16 protein-coding genes are annotated in these 16,617 nt (G+C 60.9%); 13 read left to right on the top strand and 3 right to left on the bottom strand.

All coding sequences use genetic code 11. The features are described 5' to 3' along the window. From GOACH_RS13315 to GOACH_RS13325, 3 genes are all read left to right on the top strand, one after another. Nucleotides 1-504 (top strand): aromatic-ring-hydroxylating dioxygenase subunit beta (locus GOACH_RS13315; protein ID WP_040518673.1); only part of this gene is annotated, 504 nt, incomplete at its 5' end. Continuing rightward, the gene (locus GOACH_RS13320) at nucleotides 501-1,304 is read left to right on the top strand and encodes an SDR family NAD(P)-dependent oxidoreductase (RefSeq protein WP_005175428.1); all 804 of its coding nucleotides are present in this window, start codon (nucleotides 501-503) and stop codon (nucleotides 1,302-1,304) included. The genes GOACH_RS13315 and GOACH_RS13320, both read left to right, overlap by 4 nt. A 43-nt stretch (nucleotides 1,305-1,347) precedes the next feature. Beyond that, nucleotides 1,348-2,034, top strand: coding sequence for a dienelactone hydrolase family protein (locus GOACH_RS13325; RefSeq protein ID WP_245551895.1), 687 nt, complete (start codon nucleotides 1,348-1,350; stop codon nucleotides 2,032-2,034). Nucleotides 2,035-2,144: 110 nt separating this feature from the next. Here the strand turns inward: GOACH_RS13325 and GOACH_RS13330 are convergent, their stop codons facing one another. Beyond that, nucleotides 2,145-3,473: an aromatic ring-hydroxylating oxygenase subunit alpha gene (locus GOACH_RS13330; protein WP_005175430.1), complete on the bottom strand. Its 1,329-nt coding sequence runs from the start codon at nucleotides 3,471-3,473 to the stop codon at nucleotides 2,145-2,147. 235 nt (nucleotides 3,474-3,708) lie between these two features. Here GOACH_RS13330 and GOACH_RS13335 point away from each other — a divergent pair, with 235 nt between their 5' ends. From GOACH_RS13335 to GOACH_RS13345, 3 genes are read left to right on the top strand one after another with little or no spacing between them, the layout of a single operon-like run. Continuing rightward, nucleotides 3,709-4,035, top strand: a complete 327-nt coding sequence (locus tag GOACH_RS13335) for a non-heme iron oxygenase ferredoxin subunit (protein ID WP_005175431.1) — start codon at nucleotides 3,709-3,711, stop codon at nucleotides 4,033-4,035. 48 nt (nucleotides 4,036-4,083) lie between these two features. Continuing rightward, entirely contained in the window at nucleotides 4,084-5,292 is a 1,209-nt protein-coding gene (locus GOACH_RS13340; protein WP_005175432.1) for an NAD(P)/FAD-dependent oxidoreductase, read from the top strand. Between the two features lie 44 nt (nucleotides 5,293-5,336). Further along, nucleotides 5,337-6,401, top strand: coding sequence for a DODA-type extradiol aromatic ring-opening family dioxygenase (locus tag GOACH_RS13345; RefSeq protein ID WP_005175433.1), 1,065 nt, complete (start codon nucleotides 5,337-5,339; stop codon nucleotides 6,399-6,401). Between the two features lie 14 nt (nucleotides 6,402-6,415). Here GOACH_RS13345 and GOACH_RS13350 read toward each other — a convergent pair whose 3' ends face one another. Continuing rightward, on the bottom strand, nucleotides 6,416-7,222 hold the full coding sequence (locus GOACH_RS13350) for an IclR family transcriptional regulator (protein WP_005175436.1): 807 nt from the start codon (nucleotides 7,220-7,222) through the stop codon (nucleotides 6,416-6,418). Nucleotides 7,223-7,400: 178 nt separating this feature from the next. Here GOACH_RS13350 and GOACH_RS13355 point away from each other — a divergent pair, with 178 nt between their 5' ends. From GOACH_RS13355 to GOACH_RS13370, 4 genes are all read left to right on the top strand, one after another. Further along, nucleotides 7,401-8,477, top strand: coding sequence for an amidohydrolase family protein (locus tag GOACH_RS13355; RefSeq protein ID WP_083859063.1), 1,077 nt, complete (start codon nucleotides 7,401-7,403; stop codon nucleotides 8,475-8,477). After that, a complete protein-coding gene (locus GOACH_RS13360) occupies nucleotides 8,474-9,643 on the top strand; it encodes an FAD-dependent oxidoreductase (protein ID WP_005175441.1) in 1,170 nt (389 codons plus the stop codon). The genes GOACH_RS13355 and GOACH_RS13360 overlap by 4 nt, the downstream gene beginning before the upstream one ends. 128 nt (nucleotides 9,644-9,771) lie before the next feature. Then, on the top strand, nucleotides 9,772-10,611 hold the full coding sequence (locus GOACH_RS13365; protein WP_005175442.1) for an alpha/beta fold hydrolase: 840 nt from the start codon (nucleotides 9,772-9,774) through the stop codon (nucleotides 10,609-10,611). Between the two features lie 4 nt (nucleotides 10,612-10,615). Beyond that, entirely contained in the window at nucleotides 10,616-12,337 is a 1,722-nt protein-coding gene (locus tag GOACH_RS13370; RefSeq protein ID WP_005175444.1) for an AMP-binding protein, read from the top strand. A gap of 89 nt (nucleotides 12,338-12,426) precedes the next feature. Here GOACH_RS13370 and GOACH_RS13375 read toward each other — a convergent pair whose 3' ends face one another. Then, nucleotides 12,427-13,956, bottom strand: a complete 1,530-nt coding sequence (locus GOACH_RS13375) for an acyl-CoA synthetase (RefSeq protein WP_005175446.1) — start codon at nucleotides 13,954-13,956, stop codon at nucleotides 12,427-12,429. 362 nt (nucleotides 13,957-14,318) lie between these two features. Here GOACH_RS13375 and GOACH_RS13380 point away from each other — a divergent pair, with 362 nt between their 5' ends. The 3 genes from GOACH_RS13380 to GOACH_RS13390 are packed head-to-tail and all read left to right on the top strand — an operon-like array spanning nucleotide 14,319 to nucleotide 16,601. Next, entirely contained in the window at nucleotides 14,319-15,293 is a 975-nt protein-coding gene (locus tag GOACH_RS13380; protein WP_005175451.1) for a pirin family protein, read from the top strand. Beyond that, nucleotides 15,290-15,793 carry a MarR family winged helix-turn-helix transcriptional regulator gene (locus GOACH_RS13385; RefSeq protein ID WP_005175453.1) on the top strand — a complete coding sequence of 168 codons (504 nt, stop codon included), beginning with the start codon at nucleotides 15,290-15,292 and terminating at the stop codon, nucleotides 15,791-15,793. The genes GOACH_RS13380 and GOACH_RS13385 overlap by 4 nt, the downstream gene beginning before the upstream one ends. 7 nt (nucleotides 15,794-15,800) lie before the next feature. Next, the gene (locus tag GOACH_RS13390; protein ID WP_005175455.1) at nucleotides 15,801-16,601 is read left to right on the top strand and encodes a pirin family protein; all 801 of its coding nucleotides are present in this window, start codon (nucleotides 15,801-15,803) and stop codon (nucleotides 16,599-16,601) included. Nucleotides 16,602-16,617: the final 16 nt, after the last annotated feature.

Here is a 16,617-nt window from a genome sequence, read left to right on the forward strand (position 1 = left end):
GCCGAGTCGATTGCCCTGTCTCATGCAGTGGAACAGTTTCTTTACAACGAGGCTCACCTTCTCGACTCGTGGCGCCTATCTGAGTGGTTGGAACTGTTTGCCCCAACTGGGGTGTACCTCGTCCCTTCTACAGACAAGCCCGAAGGAGACCCTGCACACGATCTGTTCCTTGTACAAGATGATCGATTCTTGCTTGAGCAACGCATCAATTCGTTGATGCGCCGTTCAGCTCACGCTGAATATCCGCATTCTCGTACCCGCAGGCTTGTGTCGAATGTCCGAGTCGAAGATGAGCGACACCACGAAGACGGGGGAGACACCTTGCGGGTGTCAGCGAATTTCGCTGTTTTTCGAATGCGTGGTGGAACGGTGGACACGTACGTCGGCCATTACGATCATGTGCTCGTGCGAGATGAAACCCAAGGTTTTCGTTACCTCACGCGTCGCTCGATACTGGATCTCGACGCGTTGCGCCCACACGGCAAGATCAGCATCATCCTATGAGGCGGTTAGCGGACAAGGTCGCGGTGGTCACCGGCGCCAGTCCGAATATCGGCGGCACACTGGCCCGCGGCCTCGCCGCGGAGGGCGCTCACCTGATCTGCACCGACAAATCGGAAGAAGTCGCGCTCGAGTGTGCCGCGAGCATCCGGGCCGCGGGTGGCGAGGCGGTCGCCGTCATCGGCGACGTGACGGATCCTGCTCATGCCGACCAGGCGATCTCCACTGCGATTTCACGATGGGGCCGCGTCGACATTCTGGTGAACAACGCTGTGTTCTTCCGGCAACAGGGTTTGCTCTCGATGCCGTTCGACGTCTTTCGTGCACAACTCGACGTCATCTTGGGCGGAGCCTTCCTGTTCACCCGTGCGGCCGCGGCTGCGATGATCAACGGTGGCCAGGGCGGCAGCGTCATCAATGTGCTTTCTACTGCGGCGTTTCAAGGGCAGCCCGGAAACATCGGGTACTCCACCGCGAAAAGCGGATTGCTCAATTTCACCCGTTCGGTCGCGATGGAGCTGGCTGAGCACGATATTCGGGTCAACGGTTTCGTTCCGACCGCAACTGCGCCCACGAACTCTTCAGCCGTGGCGCAAATGGAGAAGCTTGTCACGCAACCACAAGAATTTCAGATGGATTTCGCTGCGCAGATGCCGATGTCGCGTCTCCCCACGCCTCAGGACTACGTCGGCGCCGTCGTGTTTCTCGCCTCCGATGAGGCCTCGATGATCACAGGCACAACGATCACTGTTGACGGTGGTGCCGGGGCCAAGTACTGGCCGTGGACTCCGCACGAGAAGTGAGTCCCGGGATTCAGATTCAACAGGAGAGTCAATGACTACTGTGATGATAGAACCAACTTCGTCGGTTCTGATAGTGAACGGTGGCGACCTACCGGTGCGGGAGATTGCCCTAGGTGCCGCACCGAATGGGCTAGTGATCGTGGTACTCGAGCCGGGAATGATCGACCGCTATGCGACCGAGATCATGAATAGACTCGCCGAGAACGGCTACGAGTCCCTCGCAACAGAGCGCATGTCGGGGTGTCACGGTGCCATCCTGGATCACGCAGAGTCGCGCGGTTGGTCACCAGAGCAGCTGGGCATGATCGGAATCGGACTCGGTGGCCAACAGGTCCTCGAAGCAGCAACAACGCTGAAGGTCGGCGCCGCAGTCTCCCTCTCGGCAACATCTCCGACGGGGAGCTCCGAAGGGATCCTCGACAGTTGTGCACACGACTCGCTCTCGACACCGTGGCTGGGAATGTTCGGGAAAGATGACCCCGGCGCCGGCCGCAGCGTGCTCGCCGATCTGGCTCAGCGCCTTGACGCCGGCTCGATGATCCACGCGGAGATCGTGAGTTACGACGGTGTAGGGAGAGACTTCTATCAAGCCGCAGACCATGGCGCTCTCGGTTACGGAGCCTGGTATGACTCGTGGCAGCGAACCATTGAATGGCTCGGCGCACGCGTCGCACCTCGTCTCACGGCACATGCCCTGGAATGGAGAAGGAGCCACGGGCAGCGCTGCTGAACGGAGGAAGACCGCGATGGAGAAACTCCACACAGGTGCGCTATCGACACGATGAAAAGGCCGGTCACTGTTCCCCCGGTGGCCGGCCTTCTCATGCAAACCGGTCGCCGTCATGTCCCAGCGGAGATCCCCGCCGGCTCTGCCGACATGGGTCGCCGTTGTGCAGTGAAGACGTCGCCGAGAGTCTCCTGTTCCTCGGGCGGCAGCACTTCGCCTGTGATCAGTTCGTTCCACCGACGCCACCACGTCCGCATCTGGAGCTCGTCGGTACTGGATGCCGCTGATTTGTTCATTCCCCGCGAGATATCAGACCAACCGAGTTCACGGCGCCCACCGTAACCCAGCTGGCAGCTCTCCAGAGCCTCAACATCGTCTGGGGACGCCAAGCCACCCGGGCCCCAGAACGTCAGGAAGTTGTCGAGACGCTGCTTGCGCAACTCACTACCCTCTTCCGGCGGTGCAAGCTCCCACGCCGTGACCTCCATGTAGTCAGGTGCGACCGGATCGATCTTACGGACCAACACCCCCATGACCAGATCGATGACCACCAGATTGGGGAAGATGACCAGGTTACGGTTACCTTGCATTCGGTCAACCCATCCCTCACCATACAACTCGCGGAAACGATCGAATCGCGCTTCGCGCTCGTCAGCACCATCATTCGACAGCGGTCGACCGAACAATCCTTCAGTGGCCGGCGCCCCGGCGATCACCGCGTGTCCGTTGCCGAGGTCTATTGCTCTCGACTCCGCGAGCGCACTCGGATCGAGCTCACCACGCGCAGCCAACACCATCTCGAAGTACCGTTGGTGTGTAGATACCGCATGGTATCCATCGAAGCTATTCTCTACCAACAACTTCCAGTTGGCTTTCACGGAGTACTCGTGGGTTCCCTCGAGGACCTCCATTCCCTTCTCCGACTGGTCGCAGACCAGATCGAGATACTCCGCTGCACCAGCGAGATAGGCTCTCAGGTCGACGATCTCGGGATCGAAACTGACGAAAACGAACCCGCGATAGCTGTCAACCCTCGGAGGCGCAGCCAAGTCGGGGCGAGCGAAATCAGGGCCATAGGACGCATCGTCGGGCATGGAGACCATGTTCCCTGACGTGCTGAAGCTCCACCCGTGGTAGAAGCAGGTCATGAACCGGGCGTTGCCCTGGCGTTCCCGACACAGCATTGCACCACGGTGCGGGCATGAATTCACCCACACACGGATACAGTTCTCGGCATCGCGAGCAAAGATCAGAGGACGCCCTGCCACAACGCGGGTCTTGAAATCATTCTTTTTCCTCAACTCGGTTTCATGCCCTACGTACAGCCAGCTGTGCTCGAAGATCTTCTCGCGCTCCTTGGCAAAAACGTCGTCACTCACCATGGCCTCACGATTCACCTGAAATCGCGGCATCTCTCGGTCATCGATCACAAACTCAGACACAGGGAACTCCTTTGAACAGTGGCTGCGAATAATGGCCTGTAGCTCAGACTCTCGACCATCGCGCCAACGAATGGACGTGGCGGTTCCACCCTTCGGAACCCGGACTATGGACCGGTCACTCTGAGGCCAACACTGGTCGTACACACGCTGTTGCCCCAGAACGATCTCGACACCACAGAGCGATCTCGACACCGCTGCGGCGCAACATGACTGACGACGCTGTGAAGGAGCCAGGATGGAAAACACCCAGACGGTCGAGCGGCGCTTCGCCTGCATGGTGGACGATCTGGATCGTGGCGAATCCATGACAGTTCCCGGCGATATCAATGTCGCATTGTTCCGCACCGAGAGCGGCGAATTCTTCGCCACCGCTGATACCTGCACACATGAAGAATGGTCGCTCGGTTCCGACAGCGACCTCGAGGGGGAAGAGGTCGTCTGCCCCCTCCACATGGCGCGCTTCAGCGTCCGCGACGGACGTGCTCTGTGCTTCCCTGCGACTACCGCTCTGACGACCTTCGGCGTCGAGATCGAGGACGACAGGGTTTACATCGTTCGGTGAGACAGATCCGTTCTGCGCGTACACCGCTGACGACAGTTGAGGAGAACCATGCATATTGTGATCGTCGGTGCCTCTGTCGCCGGCATTCGGACCGCTCAAGCCTTGCGGGTTGGGGGATTCGACGGGACGATCACTGTCGTCGGCGACGAACCCCATAGTCCCTATGACAAGCCGCCCCTGTCGAAAGAAATTCTCGACCCTGCCAGCGACCGTGACTCGGTTTCGTTGATCGACGCAGACGCGTTGGCGTCACTGTCAGTTGACCTACGGCTCGGCGTGCGGGCAACAGCGGTTGACATCGACGGGAAACTCCTTTCGACTGACTCCCTCGGCCAGATTGCTTATGACACCCTCGTCATCGCGACCGGGATGCGCCCCCGTACTCTCTTTGCGGCAGAGCACTTCTCGAACGTGTACACCATCCGATCACTCGATGACTCGCGAGCCATTCGGGCGGAGCTGTCCAGGGGACGCCGTGCCGCCGTCATCGGCGCAGGCTTCATTGGTGCCGAGTTCGCCTCGGCGGCGAGAGCACACGGTGTCGAAGTGACGCTCATCGAAGCACAGGACGCCCCGATGGCCGCCCAGCTGAGCGCAGAAGTCGGGACCGCTCTTGCCGAACTCCACTCCCATCACGGCGTGGAGATGATCACCGGTCTCCAGCCACACGGGTTCGGGGGAAGCACGCGCGCTACTTCGGTAACCCTCAGCGACGGGCGTCGCGTCCCCGCAGATTTCGTAGTTGTCGGGATCGGTGCCACTCCAGCTGTCGAGTGGCTCGACACAGCAGGCCTCGTCATCGACGATGGTGTTCGCTGCGATGAGACACTCAAAGCATTGGGATGCCACGACATCTACGCGGCAGGTGACGTCGCGCATTGGGATCACCCCATGTACGGCGAGCCACTGCGTATCGAGCACTGGACCAACGCCAACGATCACGCGGAGATCGTCGCAGCCGACATCCTGGGCACGACCGCGCCCCGCCCGACACTACCCTACGTATGGTCCGACCAATACGGTCATCGCATTCAGATCATCGGTCGACCGGCGCTCGGTTCACCTACGATCCGCACAGGCGCTGCGACACACGGCGATCTCGTAGTCGGATACACGGACGCCGACGATGTCCTTGTCGGTGCACTCGTCGTCGATAACCCTCGACTGCTGATGAAGCTGAGGAGGGCAGTCCTGGCCGGTGAACACAGGCACGAGGCCGAGGCCACCATTCTCGAAGCAACTCCGGCCGCCATGTGAACGCTGCCGGACCTCACCCCCACCCATTCTCCGAAGGAGTTGTCATGGCAGAAGTCATCGGGGTCGGAATGACCCACTATCCCCTCCTAGCCGGCAAGGACTCACACATGGCGAGCCTGCTGAAGACCACCCTGAAAGATCCTGACATTCCCGCGGAATGTAAAGATCCCTCGTCATGGCCGCCTTTGGCGCAGGCCGAGTGGGGCGATGACGGAGGCGTTGCAGCGGCAGCGGAGCACCGAAAGCGACTGATTGCCGACATCGATGTCTGCCGGTCCGCCATTGATGATTTCGAGCCCGACGTGCTCATCGTATGGGGAGACGACCAGTACGAGAACTTCCGCGAGGAAGTCATTCCGTCGTTCTGCATTCTGGCGTACGAGGACACTGTTGTTCATCCGTTCGGGGTCCTTGACATGATCAAAGTGCCGAACTATTGGGACCTGCCGGGTGACACTTCTTTCGTCATGCGTGGCGACCCGGATTTCGCGAAGCAGGCGGCGAGCGAAGTCCTGGGCGCCGGGGTCGACGTTGCATATTCTTACCAACCGCGTGAAGGCATTCACTTTCCTCACGCGTTCGGCAACACGCAACTGTTTCTCGATTTCGACAACGTCGGCACTCAGTTCCCGTACCCGATGGTGCCGATGGCGGTGAACTGTTATGGCGAACACGTCATTGCACGACGAGGCGGCATCGCCCGCTTCGCAGATATCGAAGCAGGCGAGAGTCTTGATCCCCCTGGTCCAAGTCCACGACGCTGTTTCGAATTCGGTGCGGCAGTCGGCCGATTCGCCCAGAGGTGCGACAAACGTGTCGCCCTCGTCGCATCGTCGAGCTGGTCGCACGCGTTTCTCTATGACAAGGGATGGCACCTCCGACCCGACACCGAAGCAGATCAGGCACTCTACGACGCTCTACTTGACGCTGACTACGATACATGGAATGCGCGTACCAGCCGTGACGTCGTCGAATCGGGACAACACGAAATCCTTAATTGGTATTGCTTACTTGGCGCTATGTCAGCGCTGGACATGTCGCTGACGTGGTCGGATTTCGTGACCACTGAGATCTTCAATTCGAACAAGGCCTTCGCTGTCTATCAATAATAGAGATCTCTGATCTACAGCTCGCGCGGAAACCAGTGTTCTCGGCCGCGAGCGAGGCCTTCTTCCAACTCGGCGACGATGCGTCCAGCAGCCGCACGCACCGCCCCGGAAACGTTGACAGCGGGAGGTTGCTGCGCACAGAACCCCACCGAGATTGCGCCGACGGCGAAGCCATTCATCACGATAGGAGCCGCCACACACGCCAAACCCGGTTGCGCTTCCTCTATCTCGCGTGCCACCCCTTCGGCCCGGACTTGGCGGAGCTGTCCCACCAAGATCTCGACGGAGGCTACCGATCGGGGCGTCATTCGAGGAAGCGGCGAAGGGAGGAAGTCGACCAGATCGTCGAGGTCTTCGTGCGCGAGTAGCGCCTTTCCCAGCGCGGTGCAATTGGCGGGCAGGCGCGAGCCGATGGTCACGATCGACGCCGGGGAATCTCGTTGTGCCAGCTTTTCTAGATACACGACATCGAAGTCACGAAGTGCTCCCATGAGCACGGTCTGTCCGGTCCATTGGTGCAGCCTGGTCAAATGGGGCATGGCGAGGTCACGCATGTAACCGGCGGGGGTCGACGCGCCGAGTTCGAGCAGCCCCATCCCTATCTTGTAGCCCGATCTATGATGCTCGACCGCACCCAGGTCGACCAGACGCGAGAGTAACCTGTGCACGGTCGATTTCGGCAACCCCGAAGCTCGAGCCAACTCACTGAGCGTCATCACCCGTTCCTGCGCGTTGAAGGCGCGCAACAGATCGAACGCCTTGGTCAGGATCGACGGCGTCTCGCCCGCGCTGTCTCGGGGCTCCGAGCCGGTGGTCGGCATTGCTCACCTCATACACATCGTCTCTGTTCAGAACTACCCCATATCGTGATCGGCGTCACTGGATTGACGCTTCCTGAGGTTCCGGTCGATGGAACCCTCAGTTTTCACTGGCTCCCGCGACCCCTACCTTCGAGAGGCAGCGCTCGAATCGATAGTTGCGAAGCGGAGCGGAGCACAGATGGATCGCATTGCCACTCCCATCAACGCGGGCAGCGTCGATGTACATGCCCACTACTTTGGCGCAGACCTCGCCGACAGGCTGACCGTGCCCGCCGACCCCCGGTGGCCGACTCTCGTCGTGGACGGGCCGGCAGGCAGGATAATGCTGGGCGACAGGCTCTTCCGCAACGTACGTTCGTCGCTCTGGGATCTCGAGGACCGAGTCGCTGAGCTGGACAGAGCGAATGTCGGCGTGCAGGTCATCTCGCCTGTACCGGTGACCTTGGCGTACTGGGCTTCGGAGCCCGCGGCTGTTGCGTATGCGCGCGCGCTGAACGACTCGACCGCGGCCGCCGTGCATCGCGCCCACGGTCGGCTTCTCGGTCTCGGAGCGCTCCCACTTCCGCACCTAAACGCGTCGATCACCGAGTTGTATCGGCTCGTCGAAGAGCTGGGATTACTCGGCATCGAGATCGGGACGCAGGTCGCGGGAATGGACCTGGACTCACCACATCTCGATCCGCTGTTCTCCGCTGCCGAAACTCTCGGGGCCGCAATATTCGTACACCCCACCGACGGCGGCGGGGGCGTGATCCGCAGAAGCGGACAACCTTACGACTTCGGTCTCGGCATGATCAGCGACACTGCAATCGCCGCTTCTGCACTGGTTTTCGGTGGCGTGATCGAGCGGTACCCTCGGCTACGAGTCGCGTTGGCCCATGGCTGCGGCACATTTGCATGGGCATACCCACGGCTGCGCCTGGGCGGCAGTATCTTCAACGGGATCGAGCCGACCGACGTCGATCGGCTGGTGTCATCACTCTGGGTCGACTCGCTCGTCTTCGATCCTCAACTGTTTCGCTTGCTCACAGAACGGTTCGGTGCCGACCACATCATGCTTGGCACCGACTATCCATTTGTGCCAGGCCAGTTGGAGAACCATCACGACTTCCTTTCAGACGCAGTGACTCTCGGTGCGCTGACCGCGCCGGAAGTCGAGCAGATCCGTCACAGGAACGCTGCACAGTTCTTTGCTTCCTCAGCCGAAACATCAATGGTGGCAGCATCTTCGGGACATCGCGGCGGTCTACCGTGAATGCGCACGTCGCGGTCATCGGTGCACAACCTGTGGGTCTGTGCACCGCTCTCGGCCTCGCCCTGCGAGGCATCCAGGTCACTCTTGTAGCCGTCGAGTCAGACGACGCGAGCTGTCTCCAGTTCGTACACAATTGGTCTGTCCTACCCGGGCTCGACGCACTCGGAGTTCTCACGGACGCGCGCGAGGCCGGGTCATCGGAAACACACGTGGGTATCCGGATAGCGCAAACAGGTGAGACGATCGATCTGGATCTCGGCGTTCTCTCCTCCGACGTGCCCTTCCCATTCAACCTTCACCTCGAAGACGCGCGCTTGTCCGAGATCCTCCTCGCTCACCTTCTTCGACTTCCCGAGGCCGAGATCGTGTACGCCGAGAGTGTCAGGGGTGTCAGACAGGACGAATCCGAAGTGGTGGTCGACTGTGCAAGTCACGACGGTCCGCGATCCATCCGTGTCGACTGGCTTGTCGCGGCCGACGGCACGAACAGCACTGTACGACGACTTCTCGGCGTCGGCTTCCCCGGGTTCACCTGGCGCGAACGATCCGTCAGCATGCTCGTAACCCCCCATGACGTGACCCCCGATCTGCGGCCGACGACCTTTCTCGTGGGCGTCGAGAGGAGTGCGCTCCTGCAAAAGGCTGACAGCGGACGCTGGTTGTGTGCCTTCACCGAGTCGATGGAGCTGCCCGAAGCATCGCTGGCAGACAGGTTGGCGCCAGTTACAGGGAGCCTTCTCGGGGCCGAACGGTCCACAGTGCACAGTTGGGCAGCGGCTCGGATGCACCATCGCAGCGCCGCCAACTACCGAGTTGGACGTGTGCTGCTGACCGGCGCAGCAGCGCACGTCACCAACAGACTTGTCGGCCACAGTTCCATCACCGGATTCTTCGATTCCTTCCGTGTGGTCGAGGCACTCGAAGCGATGGTCAACCACGGCGCCCCCGACTGTGTGCTCGACAACTGGGCACACAGTCGACGACGGGTCTTCCTGGACGATGTGGCGCCGCTGAGCTCCAGTCGCAAGCAACTCTTGAGCCTCGATAGAGAGGAACTCGAGATCGAACTCGACTACTACCGCGGTACCGCATCCTCGCCGGAGGCACTCCGGGAAATGCTGCTGGTCAATCTTGCGCTCGCAGGGGACTCACCCTTGCCTGGTTGAGATTCCAGCCGATGGAACCGACTCTGGGATTCCCCCTGTCACCCTTCTTAGGGTGACGATGGCGCAAGCCCGACAACAGTTTCCATTCGTGATGCCCGCCTCACCGACCCCGACCTGAGGAGCCACAGATGACCTTGACCGTAGATATTGCAGAAGGACTGTATATCGATGTGCAGGGAACACGCACGCACTATCACGATGTCGGAGAGGGTACACCGGTCTTGCTGCTGCACGGCTCGGGACCGGGAGTATCCGCGTGGGCGAACTGGCAACACGCTATTCCATCGCTCGCCGAGAACGCCCGGGTTCTTGCCCTCGACATCGTCGGTTTCGGGCACACCGAGCGACCGAAAGATGTTCGTTACTCACTGCAGACGTGGACCGATCATGTATGGAACTTCTTGAATGCGTTGGGTATCGAGAAGGTGTCCATAGTCGGCAACTCCTTGGGTGGCCGCATCGCATGCCAGATGGCAGAGGACGATGGTCGCCGTATCGACCGCATCGTCCTGATGGGTGCGCCAGGGGTTGGAATGACCCTCACCGAAGGACTGAAAGCGCTTCGCGCATACGAGCCCTCACCTGAAAACATGCGTGATCTACTCGTCAACTATTTCGCTGTCGACACGTCGATCATCACCGATGACCTCGTGACTATCCGCTACGAGGCAAGCGCCGCACCAGGCGCACACGAGGCATACCACCTCATGTTCTTCAGCCCAGATCACGCGGGCGGTGAACTCGCCATCACTGAGCAGCAAGTGCGCTCCATCACGACGCCGACCCTGCTGATACACGGGCGCGAAGATCGCGTTGTACCGGTCGAAGTCGCGTGGAACATGGTTCATCTGCTGCCGAATGGGGATCTCCATGTCTTCGCTCACTGCGGCCACTGGACGCAGATCGAGCGATCTGGTGAATTCAATTCATTGGTCAAGAACTTCCTCGCGATCACGGAACGGAACTGAACCCATGCCCGCCTCTGCTGCTTTTCAACAGATCAGGCTCGCACGCGAGACCCTGCTTGATGCGTATGGCAACTACGAGCAGGCCATGGAGAAGTTCACCTGGCCCGAGGTCGGTGAGACATTCAATTGGGCAACCGACTGGTTCGACTGCATAGCGAGAGGAAATGATCGCACGGCCTTGTGGATCGTTGAAGAAGACGGCTCCGAGTCCCGATTCACGTTTGATGACATGGCCAGTCGATCCGACCGAGTAGCACGGTGGCTCGAGCAGTGCGGTGTCCGCCGAGGTGACGCCGTGTTGCTCATGCTCGGAAATCAAGTCGAGCTATGGGAGTCGATGCTTGCGGTGATGAAACTCGGCGCGGTCCTGATGCCAACGACGACTGCGGTAGGGACCGACGAGTTGACCGACCGAATCAACCGGGGCCACGCCCGAGCCGTCATCGTCAACCGCACCGATTCGGGCAAGTTCAGCGACATCGCCGGAGACTTCATTCGCATCAGCATCGGGGCGTCTACCGGCTGGCTCAACTATCACGATGCCTACGCGCTCACCCAGGCCGCCGCCTTCGAGACCGTGACAGCATCCACAGACCCTCTTCTGCTGTACTTCACCTCCGGCACCACCCGCCGCCCGAAACTCGTTCAGCACACTCAGGTGTCGTATCCGGTAGGACACCTGAGCACGATGTACTTCCTGGGAGTGCGCCCCGGCGACGTCCACCTCAACATCAGTGCGCCGGGATGGGCCAAACACGCCTGGAGTTGTTTCTTCGCCCCGTGGATCGCCGAAGCCACCATCTTCATCTACAACTATCAGCGTTTCGACGCGGCAGCACTTCTAGCGCAGATCCGGCGAGCAGAGATCACCACGTTCTGCGCACCGCCGACCGTATGGCGGATGCTCATCCAGGCTGATCTCAGCGGTGGTCCCGGTCAACTACGAGAGGCGATCGGAGCGGGCGAGCCACTCAATCCTGAGGTTATTTCGCATGTTCAACGAGAGTGGGGGCTGACGATCCGCGACGGATTCGGACAAACCGAGACCACCGCACTTATCGGAAATCCTCCCGGGACCGAACTCAAGCCCGGGTCGATGGGGCGCCCACTACCCGGGGTTCCCGTCGCCATCGTGGATCCGAGCACCGGACGGGATGCGGACGAGGGCGAGATTTGCCTCGATCTTTCTCGCAGGCCACTCAATCTCATGACTGGGTACGTCGACGATGACGAAAAGACCGCCGAGGCCATGGCCGACGGGTTCTACCATACGGGCGATGTTGCTTCCCGCGATGACGCAGGATATGTCACCTACGTCGGCCGAACCGACGACGTGTTCAAAGCGTCAGACTACAAAGTCTCCCCTTTCGAACTCGAAAGTGTCCTCTTAGAACACCCCGCAGTTGCCGAGGCAGCGGTCGTTCCAGCTCCTGACGAGACCAGACTCGCGATACCGAAGGCATACATCTCGCTTGCCCCCGGCTGGGCGCCAGATGCAGGAACCGCATTCGAAATACTGAAGTACGCACGCGAGAACCTCGCTCCGTATTTAAGAGTTCGACGTCTCGAATTCTCCGAACTCCCGAAAACCATTTCCGGAAAGATCCGACGCGTCGAACTACGGCAGAGGGAGCAAGACGCCGCGGAAGACAACTCAGCGCTGGAGAGCGAGTACCGGGACGACCAGTTTCCACATTTAGGATCTGCGAGTCGACAACCGTCGTAACTCAGATATTACGCATTGCCCTCCACCTAACGCCTTGGGTGGTTGGGCCGTGAACGTACGAAGGTAGCGGTGTCAACGGCCGAGCGACCTCACGCCGTCGAAGGTGTTTTATTCTCCCGCAGAACGTGTTTGAGGATCTTGCCGGTGGTGTTTCGTGGAAGTTCGTCGACGATCCGCAACTCGCGGGGAAGCTTATACCTGGCCAATCGACCTCCGAGGTGCTCTCGTAAGGACTCCAGATCAAGATCTCGCCCATCCTTGAGAACGACCACAGCGACGACACGCTCACCCCATTCGTCATCTGACGCTCCGATCACCGCAACGTCACTGACCGCCTCGTGAGTAAAGATCGCACTCTCGACCTCGGCGGGGTACACGTTCTCCCCGCCCGTGATGACCATGTCCTTCAAACGGTCACAGATGAAGTAGAAGCCGTCAACGTCGCGAAACGCGACATCGCCGGTTCGAAGCCACCCACCTTCAAGCCGAGATTCCGCTGTGACCTCCGGACGATTCCAGTAACCCGGAGAGACCGTCTCACCGCGGACACACAGCTCCCCGGGAATGCTCGGTTCCGAGATGACTTCCCCGGTGAAGTCGATGAGCTTCACCTCATTGAGCATGCCCGAGGTCCCGCAGGATCCGAGCTTGTCCAGGGCGCGCTCGGTCCCCAGAAATGTAGCGCCGGTTGCGACTTCCGTCAGCCCCCAGCACTGATTCACGGGAATGTCACGACTGCTGAATATTTCCAGCAGATGTTTGGGTACCGGTGCAGCACCCGCCACGACCGTCTGCACAGACGAGAGATCGGTACGCCCGAATTCGGGATGCTGAGTCATGAACAGCATCATCGTCGGCACCAGAAAGAGTGCAGTGACGCGGTACTTGGGGACGTCTTCGAGAACACGACCCGCATCGAAGCTACCGTGCAGAACGATGTGGCCACCGGTCATCATGACCGGGAGCGTCATGACGCACAGCCCACCGGAATGGAACAACGGGGCGGAGGTGAGTGCCGTGTGGCCACCGTGGTAACCGACGCTCAGCATCCAGTTGACGTTGTTGGTCCACAAGTTTCGGTGAGTCAGGATGGCTCCCTTTGGACGACCGGTGGTGCCCGAGGTATAGAGGATGGCCGCTGGTGCGTCCACATCGACATCGACTTCTTCGGTCTCGATCACGACTTCGGCACCGGCGTCAAAACTCGTCCATCCATCGCGCCCCTCCCCGAAGACGATCCGAGACCTGACCCGCGAGCGCGCCGATATCTCGTCGACCAGTCCCACGTGCTCAGAACCCGAGATCAGCACTGTCGCACCCGAATCGTCGAGTTGAAACAGAACTTCATCGCCGGCCATTCTAAAGTTCAGCGGCACGAAAATCGCGCCGAGACGAGCGGTCGCGAACAGTGAAACCAGGAAATCTGGATGATTGAATCCGAGATATGCGACCCGGTCACCGCCACGCACGCCACATCTGGCGAGGAAATCGGCGAATCGCGTGATCTTGTCCTGTAGCTCCGCGTAGGTGATCGTGCGCTCGTCGAACGTGATCGCGGGACGGCCGGGGTCCCGTTCGGCGCGACGACGAAGCCACGTCGACAGTCCTTGCGTGTTCATCGGTTCTCCTACTCCTTCGAACTCACCATCGCCCGTTTGCGCAGACCCACGCCTACTCCCAGAGGAGCGTCGCAAATGCCCCAAATCTCCCCGGCGACCAGAATCTTCGAATGGTACGACCAAACACTCGATGGGGTCAACGGTCATCGTGCACTCAGTCGGCCAGGTGCAACTGCTGATCCATGGTCCCGTTGCATGGGGAGCATCCGCCTTGCAGCGCGGGTCGGGACATTCAGACTTTGCAGCGGCCTGAGGTAGGAAGAATCATTGTCGTCGTCTGCGGCGCGGAATAACTCCGACTCCCGACTGGTTGACCCACGCAGTTGCTCAGATTTGAGCAAAAAGCCGACCAGGAGGTCCCGATGCCCGCCATCACCGCCGACACCACGACGTTGCCCCGCATGTCCGCCGCGGCGCTCGACTCCACCGAGCGTCCGGTGAAGTCACTCACCCGCGGGCCGCGCGGCTACGAGGGAGAGGGATTCCCCGTGGTCAGAGCTTTCGCGGGCGTTCCCGCGGCCGTGCTCGATCCGTTCATCCACATGGATCAGATGGGCGAGGTCGACTATGAGCCGGGAGAGCCGAAGGGCACCGACTGGCACCCGCACCGCGGCTTCGAAACCGTCACGTACATGATCGATGGCCGCTTCCAGCACCAGGATTCGACCGGCGGCGGAGGCCTCATCGAGAACGGCGCCACGCAGTGGATGACCGCCGGCTCGGGCATCCTGCACATCGAGACCCCACCGGCTGAGCTCGTCGAGTCCGGCGGCCTGTTCCACGGCATCCAGCTCTGGGTGAATCTGCCGGCCAAGGACAAATTCCTCACGCCGCGCTACCAGAACCTCGAGGCCGGCAACGTCGAACTCGTCGCGTCCCCCGACGGCGGCGCCCTCATCCGGATCATCGCCGGCGAACTCGACGGCCACGCAGGCCCCGGCGCCACACACACCCCGATCACGGTGGCACACGCGACCATCGCGCCGGGCGCGTCCGTGTCCGTGCCGTGGCGCGAGGACTTCAACGCGCTCGCCTACGTGTTGTCGGGCCGCGGAACCGTTGGCGCAGAAGCCCGTCCGATCGAACAGGGTCAGCTCGCCGTCTTCGGCAAGGGCGATCGATTGACAGTCACCGCGGACACGGGTCAGGACGGCAACCGTCCGGCGCTCGAAGTGCTGCTGCTCGGGGGCCAGCCCATCCGCGAACCCGTCGCACACTACGGGCCGTTCGTGATGAATACCCGCGAACAACTCGTCGAGGCGATAGAAGACTTCCAGGCCGGTCGACTCGGCATCGTTCCGCCGGATGCGATCATGCCGCACACCAGCAATCGATGACCACCGACCAATCCTCGATGAAGACGGCCGCGTCGAAAGCTCAGGCGTGGCGGCTCTTCGTGGAGACCAGTGCTCGTCTGCAGACCATGCTTGACGACGAGCTCCGCGTGCACTGCCGAATGTCACTCGCGGACTATCACGTTCTGCTGATACTCCACGAGTGCCCCGGTGGCCGCGCTCGCATGCGAGACCTGTCCCGCCGCATGGTCTTCTCGACGTCGCGGCTCTCGTACCAGATCGACGCCATGGTGCGTCGTGGCTGGCTGCGTCGCGAAGCGGTCCCCGAGGACAAGCGCGGCAGCTACGCCGTGCTGACCGACGACGGGCGTGCGGCATTCGCCGCGGCCGCCCGCGACCACGGCGTAGCCGTCGACAGACTGTTCACCTCCGCGCTGTCAGACACCGAGGCGAACAACCTCGGCAGCATCATGGAAACACTCACAACGCACCTCGACAACGTCGAAAACACCGATGTTACATCCACTTCCACCCGGAAATGACGACACCATGAGCGCACAGCAGACCACCGAGTCCTCCCCCTCCTGGCGACTGATCCCTGCTGCCGATCGACACATGTGGAACGACGAAGCCATCGACTCACGGCAGTCGTTTCCCGCCACGGGAAGCTTCAATCTCGCCGCCAACGCACACGGAATGCTCTTGGTCCACAACGACGACGTCGTCGACGCCGGAGCAGGTTTCGACACCCATCAACACCACGACGCCGAGATCGTCACCTGGGTTGTCGAAGGCTCGCTGCACCACAAGGATTCGCACGGAAGCGAAGGAGTGCTCACCCCTGGTGTCGTCCAACGCATGTCAGCGGGTTCGGGGATCAGACACTCCGAACGCAATGCGTCGACGCGGTCCGAGAACCAGCGACTTCGCGTCGTCCAGATGTGGATCGCACCTGAATATGCCGGCGGCACGCCTGATTACGCAGAAGCAGACGTCAACGCTGCGCTGGCGCGGGGCGATCTGGTGACCATCGTCTCCGGACTCGAGCGCGACATCGACAGTCCCGCAATGAGTATCGGCAACAGCTACGTGGCATTACATGCCGCACGGCTCACACCTGGCCATCCGGTCACGATTCCGCGCGCACCGTTCGGCCACCTGTTCGTCGTCTCCGGAACCATCTCGGTCACCGGCCTCGGCCAGGAGGCGGGGGTCGACGAGCACATCGTCCTCGATGAGGGCGACGCGCTACGTACGGTCGACAACGCCGAACTCTCGGTGACCTCCGACGCCCCTGCCGAGATTCTGTTCTGGGAGATGCACACCTCATTCGACGCCCCGCGACACTGACCAGCGTCGACGAACA

The sequence above is a fragment of the Gordonia aichiensis NBRC 108223 genome (assembly GCF_000332975.1).
Taxonomy (GTDB): Bacteria; Actinomycetota; Actinomycetes; order Mycobacteriales; family Mycobacteriaceae; genus Gordonia; species Gordonia aichiensis.

What these genes read in the sequence shown, in the direction of transcription:
- GOACH_RS13320 (WP_005175428.1), top strand. Translation starts at nt 501, where the DNA reads ATGAGGCGGTTAGCGGACAAGGTCGCGGTGGTCACCGGCGCCAGTCCG.
- GOACH_RS13325 (WP_245551895.1), top strand. Translation starts at nt 1,348, where the DNA reads ATGATAGAACCAACTTCGTCGGTTCTGATAGTGAACGGTGGCGACCTA.
- GOACH_RS13335 (WP_005175431.1), top strand. Translation starts at nt 3,709, where the DNA reads ATGGAAAACACCCAGACGGTCGAGCGGCGCTTCGCCTGCATGGTGGAC.
- GOACH_RS13340 (WP_005175432.1), top strand. Translation starts at nt 4,084, where the DNA reads ATGCATATTGTGATCGTCGGTGCCTCTGTCGCCGGCATTCGGACCGCT.
- GOACH_RS13345 (WP_005175433.1), top strand. Translation starts at nt 5,337, where the DNA reads ATGGCAGAAGTCATCGGGGTCGGAATGACCCACTATCCCCTCCTAGCC.
- GOACH_RS13350 (WP_005175436.1), bottom strand. Translation starts at nt 7,222, where the DNA reads ATGCCGACCACCGGCTCGGAGCCCCGAGACAGCGCGGGCGAGACGCCG.
- GOACH_RS13355 (WP_083859063.1), top strand. Translation starts at nt 7,401, where the DNA reads ATGGATCGCATTGCCACTCCCATCAACGCGGGCAGCGTCGATGTACAT.
- GOACH_RS13365 (WP_005175442.1), top strand. Translation starts at nt 9,772, where the DNA reads ATGACCTTGACCGTAGATATTGCAGAAGGACTGTATATCGATGTGCAG.
- GOACH_RS13370 (WP_005175444.1), top strand. Translation starts at nt 10,616, where the DNA reads ATGCCCGCCTCTGCTGCTTTTCAACAGATCAGGCTCGCACGCGAGACC.
- GOACH_RS13375 (WP_005175446.1), bottom strand. Translation starts at nt 13,956, where the DNA reads ATGAACACGCAAGGACTGTCGACGTGGCTTCGTCGTCGCGCCGAACGG.
- GOACH_RS13380 (WP_005175451.1), top strand. Translation starts at nt 14,319, where the DNA reads ATGCCCGCCATCACCGCCGACACCACGACGTTGCCCCGCATGTCCGCC.
- GOACH_RS13385 (WP_005175453.1), top strand. Translation starts at nt 15,290, where the DNA reads ATGACCACCGACCAATCCTCGATGAAGACGGCCGCGTCGAAAGCTCAG.
- GOACH_RS13390 (WP_005175455.1), top strand. Translation starts at nt 15,801, where the DNA reads ATGAGCGCACAGCAGACCACCGAGTCCTCCCCCTCCTGGCGACTGATC.